The organism is Candidatus Paralachnospira sp. LCP21S3_A2 (genome assembly GCF_052118925.1).
Taxonomy (GTDB): Bacteria; Bacillota; Clostridia; order Lachnospirales; family Lachnospiraceae; genus Lientehia.
In genome coordinates this window covers 19,101-37,918 of the sequence record NZ_JBQKGG010000014.1, presented here as the reverse complement: position 1 = coordinate 37,918, position 18,818 = coordinate 19,101, and the positions used below count along the sequence as shown (strand labels likewise).

The following is an 18,818-nucleotide window of genomic DNA, read 5'->3' as shown; positions in this document are numbered from 1 at the left end:
ATGTAAAAATGCAGATTACAGACGTGAGGGTTCGAAGAGTAGCAAAAGAAGGTAAAATGAAAGCCATCGTGTCCATCACTCTGGATAACGAGTTTGTGGTGCATGATATTAAAGTGATCGAGGGAGAGAAAGGCATGTTCATCGCCATGCCGAGCCGTAAGGCCACCGACGGCGAATACCGTGACATTGCCCACCCGATCAATTCTACTACCAGAGACCGGATCCAGAATACCATTCTGGAGCGCTATGCAGAGGAAGCCGCCAGGCCGGATTTCTTTGAAGCATAAGGCAAGAGTGGGGCGAAGCCGGTCAGGCGGAGCTGGTACAGCATAAGCAGATGGCATATCGAATGGGCTAAAATCGAAATGTTAAAAAGCAGATAAAAGAAAAGAGGAACTGTCTTCGGAAAACGGGGCGGTTCCTTTTCTTTATACTGTCGAAGGTGGAGAGGCGGCGGGGATACCATCTGCAGCATGTCCCTGGGATAGTATGTGTCTGTCTGTCTGCCTACTATCCCAGCGCCACATCCAGCACCATCATCAGACTGAATCCGATGGCAAAGAAAACGGTTCCGATATTGGAATGTTTTCCTTCGGACATTTCGGGGATCAGCTCTTCGACGACCACATAGAGCATGGCGCCGGCGGCGAAGCTCAGCAGATACGGAAGAGCAGGAACCACCAGACCTGCGGCGAGCACCGTCAGCACGGCGCCGATGGGTTCGACCACACCGGAGAGGACGCCGCCGAAGAATGCCCGTCCTTTTTTCATGCCTTCCGCCCGCAGAGGCATGGAAATAATTGCGCCCTCCGGGAAGTTCTGGATGGCGATTCCCAGGGACAGCGCCAGCGCACCGGCGGCTGTGATCTGGGAGGCGCCGGAAAGATACCCGGCATAGACAACGCCCACGGCCATTCCTTCCGGGATGTTATGGAGTGTCACAGCCAGGATCATCATGGTGGTCCGCTGAAGCTGGCTTTTTGGGCCTTCGGCCTGATCGCTGCCCAGATGGAGATGAGGAATCAGTCGGTCCAGGAGCAGCAGAAACAGGATTCCCAGCCAGAATCCGGCAGCGGCGGGGAGAAACGCCAGCGTTCTCAGCCTGGCAGATTGTTCGATGGCAGGGATCAGCAGGCTCCAGATCGATGCCGCCACCATGACTCCGGCGGCGAAGCCGGTCAGCGCCCGCTGGATCTGTTTATTCAGTGCCTGCCGCATGAAAAAGACGCAGGCCGCACCGAAGGATGTACCGAGAAACGGAATCAGAATACCATAAAAAGTGGTCATAAGAACCTCCTTTCAACTAAAAGTTAGATATAGCTAACTCACGGGCGATAAAAGAACTGCCGGAGCAGTTCAAGTATCAGATGAGGTTATTATAAGCGAAAAAGAGAGGGAGAGCAAGGGGAAAGTACAGGAGATGAACAATCGTGGACAGTGCGCATGATATCCTCCCGGGAAATATGGTTCTTTTAGTTAAAGCTTCCGTCCCAGGTGGGCATATTGGAGATATAGCGGCTTTCGACGGCGGGGACATAGTAGGCGCCATAGGTGATTAACCCGTTTTCCTGTGTTTCTTCGGGAAGCTCCACATAGAAGCGGTAGTATGGCATATAGTAGGTTTCCAGCGCGCCGGTACGGTAGACCAATTCCACTTTTTGCACATAAGCTTCACCAGGAAATTCATAAGGAACGGAGGTCAGGTAATGGCTTTCCGCCAGCAGTTCCTGTGCCTTGTCCGGGCTGATGATGGGATAGTCGCCGATTTTCCGGGAAAGATCCGGTTTGAAGATCCGCGCCATAAAAAGGTCTCCGTTGTCATCGCAGTAAAATTGAACCTGGTTGAAATTATAATGAACGATCTGTTCGGTAACGGTTCCGCTATCGTCAAAAAATCCGACAGAATAATGCTGATTTCCGTAAATATCATAATCACCGCCGGACAGATTGGAGCGTGGCTGCATGAAGCCGATGAAATCTGAATAGGAGGTTTTCAGCCAGTCTGATACGGCAGCCAGCTCCTCATAGGAGGAGGTATGGGTAAAATGATATTCCTTTGGAAGCTCTCTGGCTGGATCGAATGAAACGGTCACGGTCATTTCCTGATCCACGGTGATCGTGACGCCGTCGGTCTCAAGGACTGCGGCGGTGGGGGCAAACTGTGTTTCGGAAACGGAATCTCCTGCTTCTTCCAGTTTTTCCCGAATCTGGTTTCTGGTATCTTCATCGGGGGAGTTGTCCGAGAGGGTCAGGGTATTGGGATCAAGTCCAAGGCTGGCTGCTGTGTCAAGCAGGAGCGCGTTCATCGCGGTGAAATCATAACCGCCGGTGATCTGATAAAAATCGTCATAAGTCAGAGGATTTTTATAGACCGGGAGCGCGGAAAGTTCCAGTGCTTCATTCCATGGATTATCATTCACAAGTTCCGATATATCATGGGCGGTGCAGCCTTCAAATCCCATGCCGAGTGTAAGGTCGGAAACAGTCAGCACTGGAAGATCCGGGGAATCCAATGTGTCGGAAGAAACTCCGGGGATTCCATGCAGAACCAGTCCGATGACGATGAACAGGACCAGACAGGCGGCCAGGGCACTGAGCCGAACCCGGACAAGCTTTTTGTGTTTTAAGATCTGATCGGCTTCTTCCACAAAAGCCGGATCAACAAGCTCCATTTTATCTAACAGATCTGTTCCTCTCATAAAACATAACCCTCCTTTTCCAGATAGCTTCGGAGATCCCTGCGGCACCGGAAGAGTGTCGTTTTTACCTTGCTTTCGGAGATGGAAAAACGCCCGGAAATATCTGTGATGGAATCCAGATACCAGTAACGTCTGAGAAAAATCATACGCTTTTCTGCATTCAGCTTGCGCAGATATCCGTTTATGGCTTCCCGCAGCAGCAGATCATCGATCCGGCATTCCACATCATCAGGCGCAGGGATACACTGCTCCAGCTCGGTGTTCAGCTCACATAAAAATGCGCGGCGTTTCAGGCGGCTGCGGTTCCGGCAGCAGTTCAGGGATAAATGACGGGTGATCCGGAGCAGAAACGAGTAAAGATAGCTTCGCGGTTCATGGGGAGGAATCGAATTCCATGCTTCCAGGTAAGTATCATTTTCACATTCCTCGGCAGTCTGATGATCTCGGACAATGCCGTATGACAGGGCGCGCAGGCGGCTTCCAAACTTCTCAGCCGTATGGGCAACTGCGGTCTCATCGCGCGACAGATATAATTCAACAATCCGGGAATCGTCCATGGCGGACCTCCTTTCGCTGACAGTATTTCTATCTTTATAAGCACCGTTTGGAGGACGGAGGTTACAGGTTTTATAAAAAAGATGAAAGGGAAATGTTAAGGTTCTTATTTATAACTGTACCATAAACGGGGAAGAGTGGGAATGGAATGTTTTGGAAAACGGATAAAGGAGAGAAAAAACAAATCGGATCAGAGATTATCCCCTGAGTTGTAAAGATATAAAACCGTAAAAATATAAAATGGGAATATGAGCGGATTGACTATTAGCCGCCGCATGCTCGTGACTTTAGTCGTGAGTTAGGCGGCTTTTGGTTGCTTTGTATGCTTACATATGGTACCATAGAAATATGGATAAAACAGTTTATTTTTCAATTCCGAAAGATGTTACGCATGGTCGTGGTTATATCTATTCCCTGCAGTATCATATCGTATGGGTCACAAAATATCGGAAACCCGTATTCCTTGGCGGTATTGAGACAGAGGTAAAACAATACCTGCTCGAAACGCTGAAATCTTTAGATATGAACGTTCTTGCAATGGAAGTGATGCCAGACCATATCCATCTGCTCGTAGACTGCAAGCCACAGCTCCGGCTGTCCGATGCAGTCAAGATACTCAAAGGCAACATTGCCAGATGGCTCTTTTTGAAGCACCCGGAGATCAAGAGACAGCTCTGGGGCGGACATCTGTGGAACCCATCTTACTTTGTTGCTACTGTAAGTGACCGGACACTGGATCAGGTCACACAATATATCAACAGCCAGAAGACCAGATAGATCAGAAAGGAGGCACAGCATGAAGATCATTTCGACTTATGGCGTCAAGATCAAAACTTATAATCATATCTTCAACGAGACCATAGAAGTCTATCGTCATGCTGCTGGCTTCCTGATCGATGTCTGCCTGAATGAATGGGATCAGATCTTCCCATTAAAGGGAAAATGCCGGCTTACCTATGTGGAATCACTGATCCATGTCACCGCGGCACATCCGAATGTAACATATACGGACTTCGATAAAAGGTTTTATAAACTTCCAAGCTATATCCGGCGTGCTGCAATCAATGAAGCAATCGGGAAAGTCTCTTCCTACAAGAGTAACCTGGCAAACTGGGAAGCCGATGAACCAAAGACACGCGGAAGGAAACCTTCTTTCCCAAAAGCCGGATATATCTATCCGTGTATGTACCGTGGGAACATGTACCAGCAGACAGGAACTTATGAGGCAAAGATCAAGGTCTATATCCGTAACACCTGGGACTGGCTGACTGTCAAGCTCCGGAAGTCCGATGTAGACTACATGGAACACCGGTGTGCCACACGGAAAAAGTGTGCCCCTACCCTGCAGAAACGCGGACATGAATGGCACTTGGATTTCCCGTTCATGGAAGAAGTAACGCTTTGTAATATGGATATCCGGAGTCGGACGGTCGTTGCTGTAGATCTTGGGATCAATACTGCTGCGACGGTCAGTGTGATGCGTGCCGATGGCACTATTCTCGGAAGACATTTCTGTAAACTCTCCGAAGAAACAGACCATCTGACGCACAGCATCAACCGGATCAAAAAAGCACAGCAGCATGGGAACCGGAAAATGCCAAGACTATGGGCGAAAGCAAAGGGTATCAATCACGATATTTCTGTCAAAACGGCCACGTTTATCATCGATACTGCTGTTCTTTACAATGCTGACACGATCGTGTTCGAACACTTAGACAAAAAAGGAAAAGTCCATGGCTCCAGGAAGCAGCGGCTGAAATTGTGGCGGAGCCAGGAGGTCCAGGCGATCGTCACAAATAAGGCACACCGGCTTGGCATGCATATCAGCCGGATCTGTGCATGGGGGACTTCCCGTCTTGCCTATGACGGCAGTGGAACGGTCCTCCGTGGTCAGGAAGCCGGCTTTTCTCCATACGGACTCTGCAGATTTTCAAATGGCAGGGTCTATAACTGTGATCTCTCAGCTTCCTATAACATCGGAGCCAGATATTTTATCAGAGAGATCTTAAAATCCTTGGATGAAAGTTCAAGGTTGCTCATGGAGGCGAAAGTTCCTCCATGCAGTAAGAGAAGCACCTGCACATGGTCTACGTTAATTAGCCTGAATGCGGAGCTTATGTTCTTAGCGGCATAAGAATTCTGAGTTCTGGCTGTATCGGTAGAAATGTAGTCCCCGCCTCCTAAAGAGGCTACGTGTGATCGACTGCACTTAAGGGGAAGCACGCGACTTTAGTCGTGTGAGGCTTCACAGAGAATTAAAATAAGGGTATTGTGGTAGTAATATGTTGTTTTTAGCATGGATAAATACCGGTTCACAAATCTTGAATTTTCGATGAAGAACACTTGATTATATGAGGAGGTTTGCAGATGAACGAACATGAAGTTCCTGAAACGGAATTCAATCACATAGATAACAGAAAGAATTTACTGTCCGGTGCAGAACCGGCGGGACAGTTGTCTGGCCAGATCTGTCATATGGAGATTCCGGCTGATGTGGCGCGGATCATCGATACGCTGGAGCAGGCCGGATTTGAGGCGTTTGCGGTAGGCGGCTGCGTGCGGGACACGATCCTCGGGCGGACGCCGGGTGACTGGGACATTACGACCTCGGCGCGGCCGGCGCAGGTCAAGGCATTGTTCAGGCGGACGGTGGACACCGGGATCCAGCATGGAACGGTGACGGTGCTCCTGGGGAAAGAGGGGTATGAGGTGACCACATACCGAATCGACGGCGAGTATCGGGACGGGCGTCACCCGGAGGAAGTGGCGTTCACGGCCAGCTTAAAGGAGGATCTGGCGCGGCGGGATTTCACCATCAATGCCATGGCATACAGTCCGAAAACCGGAATCATCGATGTGTTTGGCGGAATGGAGGATCTGGAGAGACGGGTGATCCGGTGCGTGGGCAGCGCCAGAGAACGGTTCGGAGAGGATGCCCTGCGGATTCTGCGGGCAGTGCGGTTTTCGGCACAGCTTGGATTTGCCATTGATCCGGAGACGGAGGAAGCAATCCGGGAAATGGCGGAGCGGCTGGAGCTGATCAGCCGGGAACGAATCCAGGTGGAGTTAGACAAGCTGCTCTGCTCGGCCAATCCCGGTTATTTTCGGAAGGTTTATGAGCTGGGGATCACGGCGGTGGTTATGCCGGAGTTCGACCGTGCCATGGAGACGCCCCAGCGGAATGCCTACCATGATCTGTCCGTGGGGGAGCATACCTTAAAGGCACTGGAAAGCGTCCGCGCCGATCATATCCTGCGATGGACGATGCTGCTTCATGATCTCGGAAAGCCGGATACTATGACAACCGGCGAGGACGGCCGGATCCATTTTTACGGACATGCCAAGGTCAGTGCGGAGCTGGCCAGAAAGATCCTGAGGGGATTAAAGTTCGATAATGAGACGGTGGATCAGGTGACGCTTCTTGTGACATATCATGATTTCCCGTTCCAGATCTCCGAAAAGGGAATCCGACGGGCCATGAACCGGGTAGGGGAGCTATTCCCGAAGCTTCTGGAGGTCTGCACTGCAGACAGCATGGGGAAAAATGAACATGCGAGAGCCGAATATCTTCCTCTTCTGGAACAGGCGGAAAGCTGTTACCGGAAGATCCTGAGGGACGGGGACTGTGTGAGCTTAAAGAGCCTTGCCGTCACCGGTTCCGATCTGATCGCAGCAGGCATGAAGCCGGGGAAAGAACTGGGGCAGTGCCTGAACCGATGCCTGGAAGCTGTTCTGGACGATCCGGCAAAGAATAGAAAAGAGACACTGCTGAAGCTGGCATTTTCTACGGAAAACGAGAGTCCGGCGGAAAAAACGCAGAAAGAGGAAGCAAAGCGGAAGTGAATATTGGATCATTACAGAAGATCAGGTTAAAGGTACCCCCGGAGAACGAAAAATCTCCGGGGGTTGTAAATCTTATAAATAGTGTTTGATGGTATTGGGATCATTTAAGGCATTTTCCAGGATACGGCTGAGCACGGAAGTATATCCTTTTCCGAGGGATCTGGCTTTTTTCAGGGCCTGAGGTGATAAGCGGATTGTGACAGTCTGTTTTTGTCTGTCTGCAGTCCGTTCTTTGGAGATACGTTTGAACTGAGCCAGTTCAGCTTCTGTAAATTCCGGGTATTCGTCATCGTCCGGAATTGGGAGCTTTGCTGCTTCTGTAAGCATGGCAATTTGTTCTGGGGTGGGAGCTTGTGTTACATCAATAGTTTTACGCATTATAGTACGCCTCCTTTTCGCGGGTGGTAGCCAATCTGGCAGATATGATTCGTATCACGTCGGTTCGTTCTGTATATACGACCATGACAATAAGCGTGATGGAATTGATTTGTCCGATGGTGATATATCGATCCTCTATATCAGAATGCAGAGAATCATAAGTTTCAATTCGGTAAATATCATTAAAAACAAGTGCTGCGGTACTGAAATCAATACCATGCTTCTATATATTGATTTGTTCTTTATGGTCGTCCCATTCAAATTTCAATATAGTTCTCCTCCCTTTTATAATATTATAGTATGCATTAAATAAAAAAACAATACAAAATGTAAGACAAAATAGAATATAAAACACCTGCGGCAGATAGGACGTATCGCGCCGCAGGCAATAATTTGATAGTGTTGAATAATGGAGGATTTTGAATTACAGTCCCTCGCTTCGCAGCAGACGGTCCATCAGTTCAACGACCTTCATAGTGTAATCGAAGAAGGCAATGGAGTAGTCTCCGGTTTCCAGGGCAGCTTCAATGTCCTGGATCTCATACTGGAGAGCCTTCGCGGTTTCACCGACCTCCAACACTTCTTCCCGGCCGTCGGGATAAACCAGCGTGGCTTTCTCGGCGCGTACATAGTTCATGACAGTGATGTAAGCCTTGTCACCGGCGATGATGCCGCGCTTGGGAAGCTTGGCACGGAACGTTAAGTTCACGCTGCCGATTTCCTTCGTGCTGGTCTTCAGGGCGATGCCCCACATTTCATCGACTCCGGTGGGATAAGGGCTCATGAGATGCTTCATGTCAGTCAGTTCCCCGGACAGGAAGTACAGAACGAACGACAGGCCGTAGGTTCCGATGTCCAGCATGGCGCCGCCGCCCAGATCCGGGTTAAAGAAGCGGTTGGTGGGATCCTCCTCCTTCAGGCTTCCCAGCTCTGCCTCCACGAACTTGATGGTTCCGAGAGTGCCGTCCGCCATCATCTTCTTGATCTCCTTAAAGATGGGCATATGGTAGATGGTCATGCCCTCGCACAGCAGCAGTCCCTTTTCGCGGGCAAGCTCTGCCGCTGTTTTCATTTCTTCAAAATTCCCCCAGATCGCCTTTTCGCAGAGCACATGCTTTCCATGGTTCAGGCATTCCATGATCCATTTATAGTGCTGACTGTTGACGGTGGCGATGTAAACGATGTTAACCGCCGGATCGCCAAGAAGCTCCTCGTAAGAATTATAAATATGGGTTACATGATACTGCTCTCCGAACGCTTTTGCAGATTCCGGATTTCGGGATGCGGCAGCATAGATCGGGTGAAGCGCGGTCATATTTTCAGCAAACTCATGGGCGATGTGGCCCAGTCCAATGATTCCCCAGTTGAATGTTTTCATAGTCAGAACGTCCTCCTCATGTGATCCAGTTTTTTCATTACGATTTTCTGTGCCTGTCTTGTTTTTATTTTTGTTATCGTGAATGTGAAATCAGTACGATTTTATTATCTTCGGAAATCCGACAGGTGTCAACCGGGAATGAAAGAATCATTTCATGCCGGCCAGGGCAGTGGATCCACGAAAAATACAGATATTCATCAGGATCTTTGTTCAATTGAAGGATGAGCCGGGGACATGGCTCAGAGCGCTGGTGGTGAAGCGAAAGAGCAGGGGAAACTATAAGGATAAAAGTAGGAATAAAGTAAGTGCGGATCTGAAAAACAGCCGAACCCTGCTTTTGCGGGGTTCGGCTATAATCAGGAGTCGTATTTACGATTACCGGTATTCTTCCGGCAGCATGGAAAGGATCACGTCTCTGGTATAGGCACCGAGGAACTTCTTCTGATCCTTTTCCAGTGTTTTGATGTCGATGGGCTTGCCGAAGGTGACGGTTACATGGCTCTTTTTGATCCATGGAATGTGCTTTTCGAAGATCTCTGCCGTTCCGGTCATGGCAACAGGAATGATCGGACAGCCGGTTTTTTCGGCGATCTTCATGCTGCCCTCCTTAAATTCCATCATGCCGGCGTCTCTGTTCCGGGTACCTTCCGGAAAGATCCAGATGCTGATCCCGTGCTTGACCTTGTCGATTCCGGCAAGAATGGTCTTTAAGCCCTCTTTAATGTTCTTACGATCCAGGAAAAGGCAGTGGATATTTTTCATCCAGCGGCGCAGAAACGGAATTTTTTCCATTTCCTTTTTGGCAATGAAGCCGCATTCACCCTTGATGAGCCGATAGCCGATCACGATATCGAAATAGCTCCGGTGGTTGCCTACATAGAGCACCGGCTGATCATCAGGGATGTTTTCACGTCCGATCACATCAACCTTTGTACCGGACAGGAAGAGAATGATGCCGAATGCTTTCTGAACCAGCCACAGGGAGCTTTTTGATTTTCGCTCCGGATTGAATCTTCCGATGATCCACTCCACAATAAGAGCAGGAGAAAAGATCACCAGAAAAAGGATCAGAAAGATGGCAACAAGAATCAGTCGTATCATGTGGTACTCTCCTTAGTTTTCTCCGTGGGTCATATGATCTACATCCTCCAGAAGGCTTGCCTTCAGCTCATAAAGCTTTGAGGAAAGATCGATATGGGCGCGGTGCGGGTTGGTAAGACGTTTTGCCTCCTCCCAGAGAGTATCCAGCTCCTGCCTGCAGATGGCCTGGATCTCCATAACGGAGGGAGAGGTGTAGATGCACTCGCCTTTTTTGAATACCTGAACCGGAAGCTCACGGATCGTGTAGCTGTTGGGCGCCAGATGCGTCTTTTTCCAGGTATCAATGGGGTCGAACAGTAGAAGCGGCTGGTCGCTGGAATATTCCTCATCCGTGAGGGCAATCATGTCGGCGATCATCTTATGGTTCTTCTTGTCATAGATTCGGTAAGTGGTCTTGTTTCCGGGGTTTGTAACCTTTTCCGTGTTTTCGGAAAGCTTGATCTTCGGAACAAAATCGTTGCTTGTCGGATCCTGAAGTGCTGCCAGCTTGTAAACGCCGCCGAAGGCAGGGCAGTCCTGGCAGGTGATCATCTTTGTACCGACGCCCCAGGAATTGATGGCTGCGCCCTGGGTTTTCAGACTGCTGATCAGGTTTTCGTCCAGGTCGCTGGAGGCAGAGATGATAGCGTCATGGAAACCGGCAGCATCCAGCATTTTTTTAGCTTCCTTGGAAAGATATGCCAGGTCACCGCTATCCAGACGGATTCCGTAGCCCTTTAAGGGAATTCCGGCGGCCTTCATCTCCTGGAATACCTGAATGGCATGGGGAACACCGGAGCGGAGTGTATCATACGTATCCACCAGCAGGATGCAGGCGGTGGGATAAAGCTTTGCATAGGTACGGAACGCGGTCAGCTCATCGGGGAAGCTCATGATCCAGCTGTGGGCATGGGTCCCTTTTACAGGTACATCAAAAAGCTGTCCGGCAAGAACGTTGGAGGTTCCGATACAGCCGCCGATCATGGCAGCTCTCGCTCCGTAGATTCCGGCGTCCGGCCCCTGGGCACGGCGCAGGCCGAATTCCATGATTCCGTCGCCCTGTGCGGCATGAACTACACGGAAGGTCTTGGTGGCGATAAGACACTGATGGTTAATGATATTTAAAATCGCCGTCTCCACAAGCTGAGCTTCCATAATGGGGGCAACAACCTTTACCAGAGGCTCACGGGGGAAGATGATAGTTCCCTCGGGAATTCCATAAATGTCTCCGGAGAATTTAAAGTTGCTGAGGTATTCAAGAAAGTCTTCATCGAAAAGACCGGTGCTTCTCAGATAATCGACCTCCTCTTTTCCAAAGTGGAGGTTTTTTACATAGTCAATAACCTGCTCCAGGCCGGCCATGATGGCAAAGCCGTTGCCGCAGGGGTTGTCGCGGTAGAAGACGTCGAAAACAGCCGTCGGATTCGTACCGCCCTTGAAATATCCCTGCATCATGGTAAGCTCATACAGGTCTGTCATCAGCGTCAGATTGCGAGCACTCATAGTATCTCCTTTCGCCGGGGTTCTCCCGGTCTCTTTCAGTTAGTATGGGCGGAAACCCGAAACAGATTCTGACATTCCGGTTCTGATTTTGCCCCTGATATCTTCTCATTATATCATAAAATAAATTTTACACAAGCATTACATAACACACGACAGATGACAAGACAGAACAGAGGGGATATACCAGAATCCAGACAGAGGTACTCTGCGGCGAGACACGGATGTGAGGCGTTTCCGGAATGTTATCCTTCCTTTTTATGAAGCCAGGTTATACCTGTAATTCCATTCCCGTATACTCTCCCCGTGGAAAATCCAGAGGAAAACTTGAAAAAGGGTGAAAAATAAGATAGTATAAAAGATAACGCGGCGGCATGGCGCTGAACGTCTTGGAGCGCCACCCCAGGGATTAGAGATAAAGTGAGGGAAAACATATGGAATTTCAGGTTGCAGTGATTCCCGGCGACGGTATCGGACCGGAGATCGTTACAGAGGCCATGAAGGTGCTCGATCAGGTGGGCAGGGTTTATGGTCATCAGTTTCATTATAAGAAGCTTCTGATGGGCGGATGTTCCATTGACCGGTACGGTGTGCCGCTGACAGAGGAAACGCTGGAGGAGGCAAAGAACAGCGATGCCGTGCTGCTTGGAGCAGTCGGAGGAAACGTCGGAAACTCCCGCTGGTACAGCGGAGCGCCCAGTACAAGACCGGAAGCAGGACTTCTGGGGATCCGCAAGGGACTGGAACTGTTTGCCAATATCCGTCCGGCGTGGCTGTATCAGGAGCTGGCAGAGGCCTGCCCCTTAAAGAAAGAAATCATCGGCGAAAAGGGCTTTGATATGGTCATCATGAGAGAGCTGACCGGCGGCCTGTATTTCGGCGAACGTCATACAACAACAGAAAACGGAATTCGCAAGGCCGTGGATACCCTGGTTTACGATGAGAATGAGATCCGCCGGATTGCCGTAAAGGGCTTTGAGATCGCAAGAAAGCGTTCCAGAAATCTGATCAGCGTGGATAAGGCCAACGTGCTGGATTCCTCCCGGCTTTGGAGAACCGTGGTGGATGAGACGGCAAAGGATTATCCCGATGTGACCGTCAGCCATATGCTGGTGGACAATGCCGCCATGCAGCTTGTCATGAATCCGGCCCAGTTTGATGTGGTCCTGACAGAGAACATGTTCGGCGATATCCTTTCTGATGAGGCAAGCGAGATCACCGGTTCCATTGGAATGCTGCCCTCTGCCAGTCTCGGAAAGACAAAGCTCGGCCTTTATGAGCCCAGCCATGGCTCGGCACCTGATATTGCGGGCAAGGATATTGCAAACCCCATTGCAACGATCCTGTCGGCGGCTATGATGCTGCGGTACTCCTTTGATCTGGATGCGGAAGCAGACGCTGTGGAAGCAGCAGTACAGCAGGTGCTGACCGATGGTTACCGCACCGGCGATATTTATTCAGACGGCTGTAAGAAAGTCGGAACGAAAGAAATGGGCGATCTGATCGCAGAAAGGATAAAGAAATGAAAAGTGATGCAGTAAAAAAGGGAATGCAGCAGGCACCGCATCGATCCCTGTTCAACGCCCTCGGATTTACCGAAGAGGAAATGGAACGTCCTCTGGTCGGAATTGTAAGCTCCTATAATGAGATCGTTCCCGGTCATATGAATCTGGACAAGATCGTGGCAGCCGTAAAGCAGGGTGTTGCCATGGCGGGCGGAACCCCCGTTGTATTTCCTGCCATCGCTGTCTGTGACGGAATCGCCATGGGCCATGTTGGGATGAAATACTCTCTTGTAACGAGAGATCTGATTGCTGATTCCACCGAATGTATGGCTCTGGCCCACCAGTTTGATGCGCTGGTCATGGTACCGAACTGTGATAAAAATGTGCCCGGCCTTCTGATGGCGGCAGCAAGACTGAATATCCCTACCGTATTTGTCAGCGGAGGCCCCATGCTGGCGGGTCATGTGCATGGCAAGAAGCGGAGTCTTTCCAGTATGTTTGAGGCAGTCGGCTCCTATGCGGCAGGAACCATGACAGAGGCGGACGTGAAGGAATACGAAAATAAGGTGTGCCCGACCTGCGGCTCCTGCTCCGGTATGTATACTGCAAACAGCATGAACTGCCTGACAGAGGCACTGGGCATGGGACTTCCCGGAAACGGAACGATTCCGGCTGTTTATTCCGAGCGGATCAAGCTGGCAAAGCATGCCGGCATGAAGGTTATGGAAATGCTGGAGAAGAATATCCGTCCACGCGACATCATGACCGAGAAGGCATTTATGAATGCCCTGACGGTTGACATGGCACTGGGCTGCAGCACTAACAGCATGCTCCATCTTCCCGCTATCGCTCATGAAGCGGGCGTTGAGCTGAATGTGGATATCGCAAACGAGGTCAGTGCAAGAACGCCGAACCTGTGCCATCTGGCGCCGGCCGGTCCGACGTATATGGAGGATCTGAATGAGGCAGGCGGCGTGTATGCCGTTATGAATGAGCTGACCAAGAAGAATCTGTTATACACGGATCTCATCACTGTGACCGGAAAAACGGTCGGAGAGAATATTGCAGGCCATGAGATCTTAAATAAAGAAGTAATCCGTCCTCTGGACAACCCCTACAGCCAGACCGGCGGCCTCGCAATCTTAAAGGGCAACATTGCTCCCGACTCCGGCGTTGTAAAGCGCTCCGCGGTTGTTCCGGAGATGATGAAGCATGAAGGCCCTGCCCGCGTCTTTGACTGTGAGGAGGATGCCATTGCAGCCATCAAGGGCGGAAAGATTGTTGCCGGTGATGTGGTCGTAATTCGTTATGAAGGCCCCAAGGGCGGCCCCGGCATGAGAGAAATGCTGAACCCCACTTCTGCTATCGCAGGTATGGGACTTGGCTCCAGCGTGGCGCTTATTACCGACGGCCGGTTCTCCGGTGCGTCCAGAGGTGCATCCATCGGTCATGTTTCCCCGGAAGCAGCCGTAGGCGGCCCCATTGCACTGATCGAAGAGGGCGATATCATCGAGATCGATATTGATGCCCATAAGCTCAACGTGCGGGTTTCCGATGAAGAGCTGGCAAAGCGCCGTGAGAAGTGGCAGCCCAGAGAGCCGAAGATCACAACCGGCTATCTGGCAAGATATGCAAGTCTGGTAACCTCCGGAAACCGCGGTGCAGTTCTGGAGATCAAGAAGTAAAAGGCAAACGAGGAGGAAAACATGAAACTGACAGGTGCGGAAATCGTAGTAGAGTGCCTGAAGGAGCAGGGAGTTGATACCGTATTCGGTTATCCCGGCGGCGCAATACTGAATATCTATGATGCATTATATAAACATTCGGACGAGATCACCCATATTCTGACCTCTCATGAGCAGGGTGCGGCTCATGCGGCAGACGGCTATGCGAGAGCTACCGGAAAGGTTGGTGTCTGTCTGGCAACCTCCGGCCCCGGTGCGACCAACCTGGTAACCGGGATCGCCACGGCTCAGATGGATTCCATTCCGCTGGTTGCCATTACGGCCAACGTAACGGTGGGACTTCTTGGACGGGACAGCTTCCAGGAGGTGGACATTGCCGGTGTGGTAATGCCCATCACAAAGCACAGCTTTATTGTAAAGGATGTCAGCACACTGGCGGATACCCTCCGCAGAGCCTTTAAGATTGCGGCAGAGGGACGCCCCGGCCCGGTTCTGGTGGATATTACCAAGGATGCAACGGCCAATGCAGCGGAATATGTTCCCATGAAGCCTGCGAAGATTCTTCCCAAGGTCAATACCATCAAAGAAGCAGATATCAAGAAGGCGATTGACCTGATTGAAAAGGCAAAGAAGCCGTATATTTTTGTGGGCGGCGGTGTGACCATCTCCGGAGCCAGTGAGGAGCTGGCAGAGTTCGTGGAGAAGGTGGATGCTCCTGTGGCTGATACTCTTATGGGCAAGGGTGCGTATCCCGGCGATAGCCCCCGCTATACTGGCATGGTCGGCATGCACGGAACAAAGAGTTCCAATCTGGGAATTACGAAGTGTGATCTGCTGATCACCATTGGCGCCCGGTTCAGTGACCGTGTGACCGGAAATACGAAGAAGTTTGCCCGTGATGCAAAGATCCTCCAGATCGATGTGGATGCGGCAGAGGTAAATAAAAATATCCATACCGATGCATCGGTGATCGGCGATGCAAATGCGGTTCTGAAGATCTTAAATGAACGACTCACCGCGCAGCATCATGAAAAGTGGATGAAAGAGGTGGAGGAGCTGAAAGAAGCCTATCCTCTTACCTATAATCCCGATGGACTGACCGGCCCTTATGTGATCGAAACGCTTTATAAAGTAACTCAGGGCGATGCGATTATTACGACAGATGTAGGCCAGCATCAGATGTGGGCAGCACAGTTCTACAAGTATAAGAAGCCTCGTACGTTCCTGACCTCCGGCGGCCTGGGCACCATGGGCTACGGTCTTGGTGCAGCTATCGGCGCAAAGGTCGGAAAGCCGGATGTTCCGGTATTCAATATCGCCGGAGACGGATGCTTCCGTATGAATATGAATGAGATCGCAACGGCGTCCCGCTATAATATTCCCGTGGTTGACATTGTTATCAACAATCATGTGCTTGGTATGGTGCGCCAGTGGCAGACTCTGTTCTACGGCGGACGGTATTCTGCGACAGTCCTGGAGGACAAGGTGGACTTTGTGAAGGTGGCGGAGGCGCTTGGTGCAAAGGGAATCCGCGTCACAAAGAAAGAAGAAGTGGAACCTGCGATCCGCGAAGCCATGGCAGCAGGCGGCCCCGTGATCATCGATGTCCAGATCGACAGTGATGACAAGGTATTTCCTATGGTAGCTCCCGGAGCAGCCATCGAGGAGGCCTTTAATCAGGAGGATCTGGATCAGAGAGAAGCCGAATAAAGATGTAAAGAGTCCGGAATCGGCCGTGATTTTGCAAAGAACCCGTTGGAACTGCTTCGGATTGGCTAAAATTTTAACAAAAATGAGGCCTGGTGACTTTACAGTTACCAGGCTTTTGTATTATACTAGTGTCAATGTGACGTTAAAACATGCGGCGAGGCCGCGAGGAGGATTAGTGAAATGAGCAGAGTGTATAATTTTTCGGCTGGACCGGCAGCGCTGCCGGAGGAGGTTCTGAAGGAAGCGGCAGCAGAAATGCTGGATTACGCAGGGACGGGAATGTCCGTCATGGAGATGAGCCACCGATCCAAGACTTTCGATAAGATCATTAAGGATGCAGAGCAGGATATCCGTGATCTCATGGGAATTCCGGATAATTACAAGGTGCTGTTCTTACAGGGCGGCGCAAGCCAGCAGTTTGCCATGATCCCCATGAACTTTATGAAGAACGGCGTTGCGGATTACATCGTGACCGGAAACTGGGCGAAGAAAGCATGGCAGGAGGCATCCAAATACGGAAAGGCTAACTGTATCGCATCCAGTGAGGACAAGAATTTCAGCTACATCCCCGACTGCTCGGATCTGCCGGTGGACGAGGATGCAGATTATGTTTATATCTGCCAGAATAATACTATTTACGGAACACAGTTCCATACGCTTCCCAATACCAAGGGAAAGACTCTGATCGCAGATGTTTCGTCCTGCTTCTTATCGGAGCCTATTGATGTGACAAAATACGGTGTGATCTATGGCGGTGTTCAGAAGAATGTAGGTCCTGCAGGCGTGGTAATTGCCATTATCCGCGAGGATCTGATCACCGATGAGGTGTTCCCCGGAACTCCGACCATGTTAAAATACAAGACTCATGCCGATAAGGATTCTCTTTACAACACACCGCCCGCTTATGGCATCTATATTTGCGGAAAGGTGTTCAAATGGTTAAAGAAGATGGGCGGTCTGGAAGAAATTGAACGGCGCAACCACAGGAAGGCCGAGCTTCTGTATGGCTATCTTGACGAGAGCAGGCTGTTTACACCGACAGCAGAGAAGGCTTCCCGTTCTTATATGAATGTGGACTTTGTGACCGGAGACAAGGAGCTGGATGCGGAGTTTGTGAAGGAAGCGGAAGCAAAGGGCTTATGCGGATTAAAGGGACACCGGATGATCGGCGGCATGAGAGCCAGCATCTACAATGCAGTTCCTTATGAGGGCGTAGAAGCGCTTGTGGCATTTATGAAAGAGTTTGAGGAAAAGCACAGCAAGTAATGTGCAGTCGGAGGAAAAACAAATGACGAAGATTCATTGCCTGAATCAGATCTCCAGAGAGGGCTTAAAGCTTCTTACGGATGATTATAAAATTACAGAAAATCTGGCGGATGCGGATGCTGTTCTTGTCCGCAGTGCCAATATGCATGAGATGGAGCTGCCCGATGGTCTGGAGGCCATCGCCAGAGCCGGAGCCGGTGTCAACAATATTCCCCTGGAGAAATGTACCGAAAAGGGAATCGTGGTATTCAACACGCCCGGTGCAAATGCCAACGGCGTAAAGGAGCTGGTTCTTGCCGGAATGCTTATGGCAGCCCGCGATATCCACGGCGGAATTGAGTGGGTAAAGGAAAACAAGGACGATGCGAACATCAGCAAGGACATGGAGAAGAGCAAGAAGAATTTTGCCGGCCGTGAGATCATGGGCAAGCGCCTTGGTGTGATCGGTCTTGGTGCTATCGGTGCCCGTGTAGCCAATGCGGCAGCTGATCTGGGCATGAAGGTTTACGGTTATGATCCGTTCATTTCTGTAAACGGCGCATGGCAGCTTTCTCCGTTCGTAAAGCATGTGACCGATCTCAATGATATTTATAAGAAGTGTGATTACATCACTGTTCATGTGCCGCTTCTGGACAGCACAAGAGGGATGCTGAATAAAGATGCGTTTGAGAAGATGAAGAATGGCGTGGTGATCCTGAATTACGCCCGCGATCTTCTGGTGAACGATGATGATATGCTGGAGGCATTGAAGAGCGGAAAGGTTCATCGTTACATGACGGACTTCCCCAATCCCAAGGTAACGCATATGCCCGGCGTGATTGCGACTCCTCATCTTGGTGCGTCCACGGAGGAATCCGAGGATAACTGCGCACAGATGGCAGTGAAGGAGCTGATGAATTACATGGAAACCGGCTCGATCAGCAATTCGGTGAATTATCCGGTCTGCGAGATGCCGCCCTGCAGGGGAGTATGCAGGATCTGTGTATTCAATCTCAATAAGCCCAACATGATCGGACAGTTTGCATCGGTCCTGGCTGATGCAGGTATCAATATCCCGGCAATGCAGAATAAGAGCAGGGGGGATGTGGCATACACCATTATTGACGCAGATGAAATGGTTTCGCAGGAGGTCGTTGACAGGCTGATGGAAATTGATGGAGTATATAAGGTTCGTGTCATTGAGAAAAAACAGAAGTAAAAATAAAAAGCAAAACAAACA

The 18,818-nt window shown here is 50.4% G+C and carries 17 protein-coding genes; 9 read left to right on the top strand and 8 right to left on the bottom strand.

The genetic code is table 11. From position 1 onward, the window contains the following. The first annotated feature begins 8 nt into the window (after nt 1-8). A complete protein-coding gene (spoVG, locus tag ACTQ3K_RS09995) occupies nt 9-287 on the top strand; it encodes a septation regulator SpoVG (protein WP_441567608.1) in 279 nt (92 codons plus the stop codon). Nucleotides 288-510: 223 nt separating this feature from the next. Here spoVG and ACTQ3K_RS09990 read toward each other — a convergent pair whose 3' ends face one another. The 3 genes from ACTQ3K_RS09990 to ACTQ3K_RS09980 form a co-directional block, all read right to left on the bottom strand. Further along, the gene (locus ACTQ3K_RS09990; protein ID WP_441567554.1) at nt 511-1,287 is read right to left on the bottom strand and encodes a ZIP family metal transporter; all 777 of its coding nucleotides are present in this window, start codon (nt 1,285-1,287) and stop codon (nt 511-513) included. 185 nt (nt 1,288-1,472) lie between these two features. Beyond that, complete coding sequence (locus ACTQ3K_RS09985; RefSeq protein ID WP_441567552.1) at nt 1,473-2,699, bottom strand: hypothetical protein; 1,227 nt, start codon at nt 2,697-2,699, stop codon at nt 1,473-1,475. Next, on the bottom strand, nt 2,696-3,256 hold the full coding sequence (locus tag ACTQ3K_RS09980) for an RNA polymerase sigma factor (RefSeq protein ID WP_441567550.1): 561 nt from the start codon (nt 3,254-3,256) through the stop codon (nt 2,696-2,698). The genes ACTQ3K_RS09985 and ACTQ3K_RS09980 overlap by 4 nt, the downstream gene beginning before the upstream one ends. A 346-nt stretch (nt 3,257-3,602) precedes the next feature. Between ACTQ3K_RS09980 and tnpA the strand changes: the two genes are divergently transcribed. The 3 genes from tnpA to ACTQ3K_RS09965 all read left to right on the top strand — a co-directional run bounded on the left by tnpA (nt 3,603) and on the right by ACTQ3K_RS09965 (nt 7,097). Next, nucleotides 3,603-4,031 carry an IS200/IS605 family transposase gene (gene tnpA / locus ACTQ3K_RS09975; RefSeq protein ID WP_441567548.1) on the top strand — a complete coding sequence of 143 codons (429 nt, stop codon included), beginning with the start codon at nt 3,603-3,605 and terminating at the stop codon, nt 4,029-4,031. Between the two features lie 19 nt (nt 4,032-4,050). After that, on the top strand, nt 4,051-5,388 hold the full coding sequence (locus ACTQ3K_RS09970; protein ID WP_441567546.1) for an IS200/IS605 family accessory protein TnpB-related protein: 1,338 nt from the start codon (nt 4,051-4,053) through the stop codon (nt 5,386-5,388). A 341-nt stretch (nt 5,389-5,729) separates the two neighbouring features. After that, nucleotides 5,730-7,097, top strand: coding sequence for a CCA tRNA nucleotidyltransferase (locus ACTQ3K_RS09965; RefSeq protein WP_441567606.1), 1,368 nt, complete (start codon nt 5,730-5,732; stop codon nt 7,095-7,097). A 72-nt stretch (nt 7,098-7,169) separates the two neighbouring features. Here the strand turns inward: ACTQ3K_RS09965 and ACTQ3K_RS09960 are convergent, their stop codons facing one another. The 5 genes from ACTQ3K_RS09960 to ACTQ3K_RS09940 all read right to left on the bottom strand — a co-directional run bounded on the left by ACTQ3K_RS09960 (nt 7,170) and on the right by ACTQ3K_RS09940 (nt 11,436). Then, nucleotides 7,170-7,475: a BrnA antitoxin family protein gene (locus ACTQ3K_RS09960; protein WP_441567544.1), complete on the bottom strand. Its 306-nt coding sequence runs from the start codon at nt 7,473-7,475 to the stop codon at nt 7,170-7,172. After that, nucleotides 7,468-7,689 carry a BrnT family toxin gene (locus tag ACTQ3K_RS09955; RefSeq protein ID WP_441567604.1) on the bottom strand — a complete coding sequence of 74 codons (222 nt, stop codon included), beginning with the start codon at nt 7,687-7,689 and terminating at the stop codon, nt 7,468-7,470. The genes ACTQ3K_RS09960 and ACTQ3K_RS09955 overlap by 8 nt, the downstream gene beginning before the upstream one ends. Nucleotides 7,690-7,899: 210 nt before the next feature. Beyond that, complete coding sequence (locus ACTQ3K_RS09950) at nt 7,900-8,853, bottom strand: Gfo/Idh/MocA family protein (protein ID WP_441567542.1); 954 nt, start codon at nt 8,851-8,853, stop codon at nt 7,900-7,902. Between the two features lie 375 nt (nt 8,854-9,228). Next, the gene (locus tag ACTQ3K_RS09945) at nt 9,229-9,954 is read right to left on the bottom strand and encodes a lysophospholipid acyltransferase family protein (protein ID WP_441567540.1); all 726 of its coding nucleotides are present in this window, start codon (nt 9,952-9,954) and stop codon (nt 9,229-9,231) included. Nucleotides 9,955-9,966: 12 nt separating this feature from the next. Continuing rightward, the gene (locus ACTQ3K_RS09940; protein WP_441567538.1) at nt 9,967-11,436 is read right to left on the bottom strand and encodes a nicotinate phosphoribosyltransferase; all 1,470 of its coding nucleotides are present in this window, start codon (nt 11,434-11,436) and stop codon (nt 9,967-9,969) included. Nucleotides 11,437-11,867: 431 nt separating this feature from the next. Between ACTQ3K_RS09940 and leuB the strand changes: the two genes are divergently transcribed. The 5 genes from leuB (at nt 11,868) to ACTQ3K_RS09915 (ending at nt 18,797) form a co-directional block, all read left to right on the top strand. Continuing rightward, nucleotides 11,868-12,959, top strand: a complete 1,092-nt coding sequence (gene leuB, locus ACTQ3K_RS09935) for a 3-isopropylmalate dehydrogenase (RefSeq protein ID WP_441567536.1) — start codon at nt 11,868-11,870, stop codon at nt 12,957-12,959. After that, complete coding sequence (gene ilvD, locus ACTQ3K_RS09930; RefSeq protein WP_441567534.1) at nt 12,956-14,623, top strand: dihydroxy-acid dehydratase; 1,668 nt, start codon at nt 12,956-12,958, stop codon at nt 14,621-14,623. The genes leuB and ilvD overlap by 4 nt, the downstream gene beginning before the upstream one ends. A 21-nt stretch (nt 14,624-14,644) precedes the next feature. Next, nucleotides 14,645-16,333: a biosynthetic-type acetolactate synthase large subunit gene (gene ilvB / locus ACTQ3K_RS09925; RefSeq protein ID WP_441567532.1), complete on the top strand. Its 1,689-nt coding sequence runs from the start codon at nt 14,645-14,647 to the stop codon at nt 16,331-16,333. 180 nt (nt 16,334-16,513) lie between these two features. Next, on the top strand, nt 16,514-17,599 hold the full coding sequence (serC, locus tag ACTQ3K_RS09920) for a 3-phosphoserine/phosphohydroxythreonine transaminase (protein WP_441567530.1): 1,086 nt from the start codon (nt 16,514-16,516) through the stop codon (nt 17,597-17,599). 22 nt (nt 17,600-17,621) lie between these two features. After that, nucleotides 17,622-18,797, top strand: coding sequence for a phosphoglycerate dehydrogenase (locus ACTQ3K_RS09915; protein WP_441567528.1), 1,176 nt, complete (start codon nt 17,622-17,624; stop codon nt 18,795-18,797). Nucleotides 18,798-18,818: the final 21 nt, after the last annotated feature.

Excerpts from the sequence above, each read along its gene's own strand:
- leuB (WP_441567536.1), top strand. The coding sequence starts at position 11,868 with ATGGAATTTCAGGTTGCAGTGATTCCCGGCGACGGTATCGGACCGGAG.
- ACTQ3K_RS09990 (WP_441567554.1), bottom strand. The coding sequence starts at position 1,287 with ATGACCACTTTTTATGGTATTCTGATTCCGTTTCTCGGTACATCCTTC.
- ACTQ3K_RS09970 (WP_441567546.1), top strand. The coding sequence starts at position 4,051 with ATGAAGATCATTTCGACTTATGGCGTCAAGATCAAAACTTATAATCAT.
- ACTQ3K_RS09960 (WP_441567544.1), bottom strand. The coding sequence starts at position 7,475 with ATGCGTAAAACTATTGATGTAACACAAGCTCCCACCCCAGAACAAATT.
- ACTQ3K_RS09965 (WP_441567606.1), top strand. The coding sequence starts at position 5,730 with ATGGAGATTCCGGCTGATGTGGCGCGGATCATCGATACGCTGGAGCAG.
- spoVG (WP_441567608.1), top strand. The coding sequence starts at position 9 with ATGCAGATTACAGACGTGAGGGTTCGAAGAGTAGCAAAAGAAGGTAAA.
- ACTQ3K_RS09980 (WP_441567550.1), bottom strand. The coding sequence starts at position 3,256 with ATGGACGATTCCCGGATTGTTGAATTATATCTGTCGCGCGATGAGACC.
- serC (WP_441567530.1), top strand. The coding sequence starts at position 16,514 with ATGAGCAGAGTGTATAATTTTTCGGCTGGACCGGCAGCGCTGCCGGAG.
- ilvD (WP_441567534.1), top strand. The coding sequence starts at position 12,956 with ATGAAAAGTGATGCAGTAAAAAAGGGAATGCAGCAGGCACCGCATCGA.
- ACTQ3K_RS09915 (WP_441567528.1), top strand. The coding sequence starts at position 17,622 with ATGACGAAGATTCATTGCCTGAATCAGATCTCCAGAGAGGGCTTAAAG.
- ACTQ3K_RS09940 (WP_441567538.1), bottom strand. The coding sequence starts at position 11,436 with ATGAGTGCTCGCAATCTGACGCTGATGACAGACCTGTATGAGCTTACC.
- tnpA (WP_441567548.1), top strand. The coding sequence starts at position 3,603 with ATGGATAAAACAGTTTATTTTTCAATTCCGAAAGATGTTACGCATGGT.
- ACTQ3K_RS09985 (WP_441567552.1), bottom strand. The coding sequence starts at position 2,699 with ATGAGAGGAACAGATCTGTTAGATAAAATGGAGCTTGTTGATCCGGCT.
- ACTQ3K_RS09945 (WP_441567540.1), bottom strand. The coding sequence starts at position 9,954 with ATGATACGACTGATTCTTGTTGCCATCTTTCTGATCCTTTTTCTGGTG.
- ilvB (WP_441567532.1), top strand. The coding sequence starts at position 14,645 with ATGAAACTGACAGGTGCGGAAATCGTAGTAGAGTGCCTGAAGGAGCAG.
- ACTQ3K_RS09950 (WP_441567542.1), bottom strand. The coding sequence starts at position 8,853 with ATGAAAACATTCAACTGGGGAATCATTGGACTGGGCCACATCGCCCAT.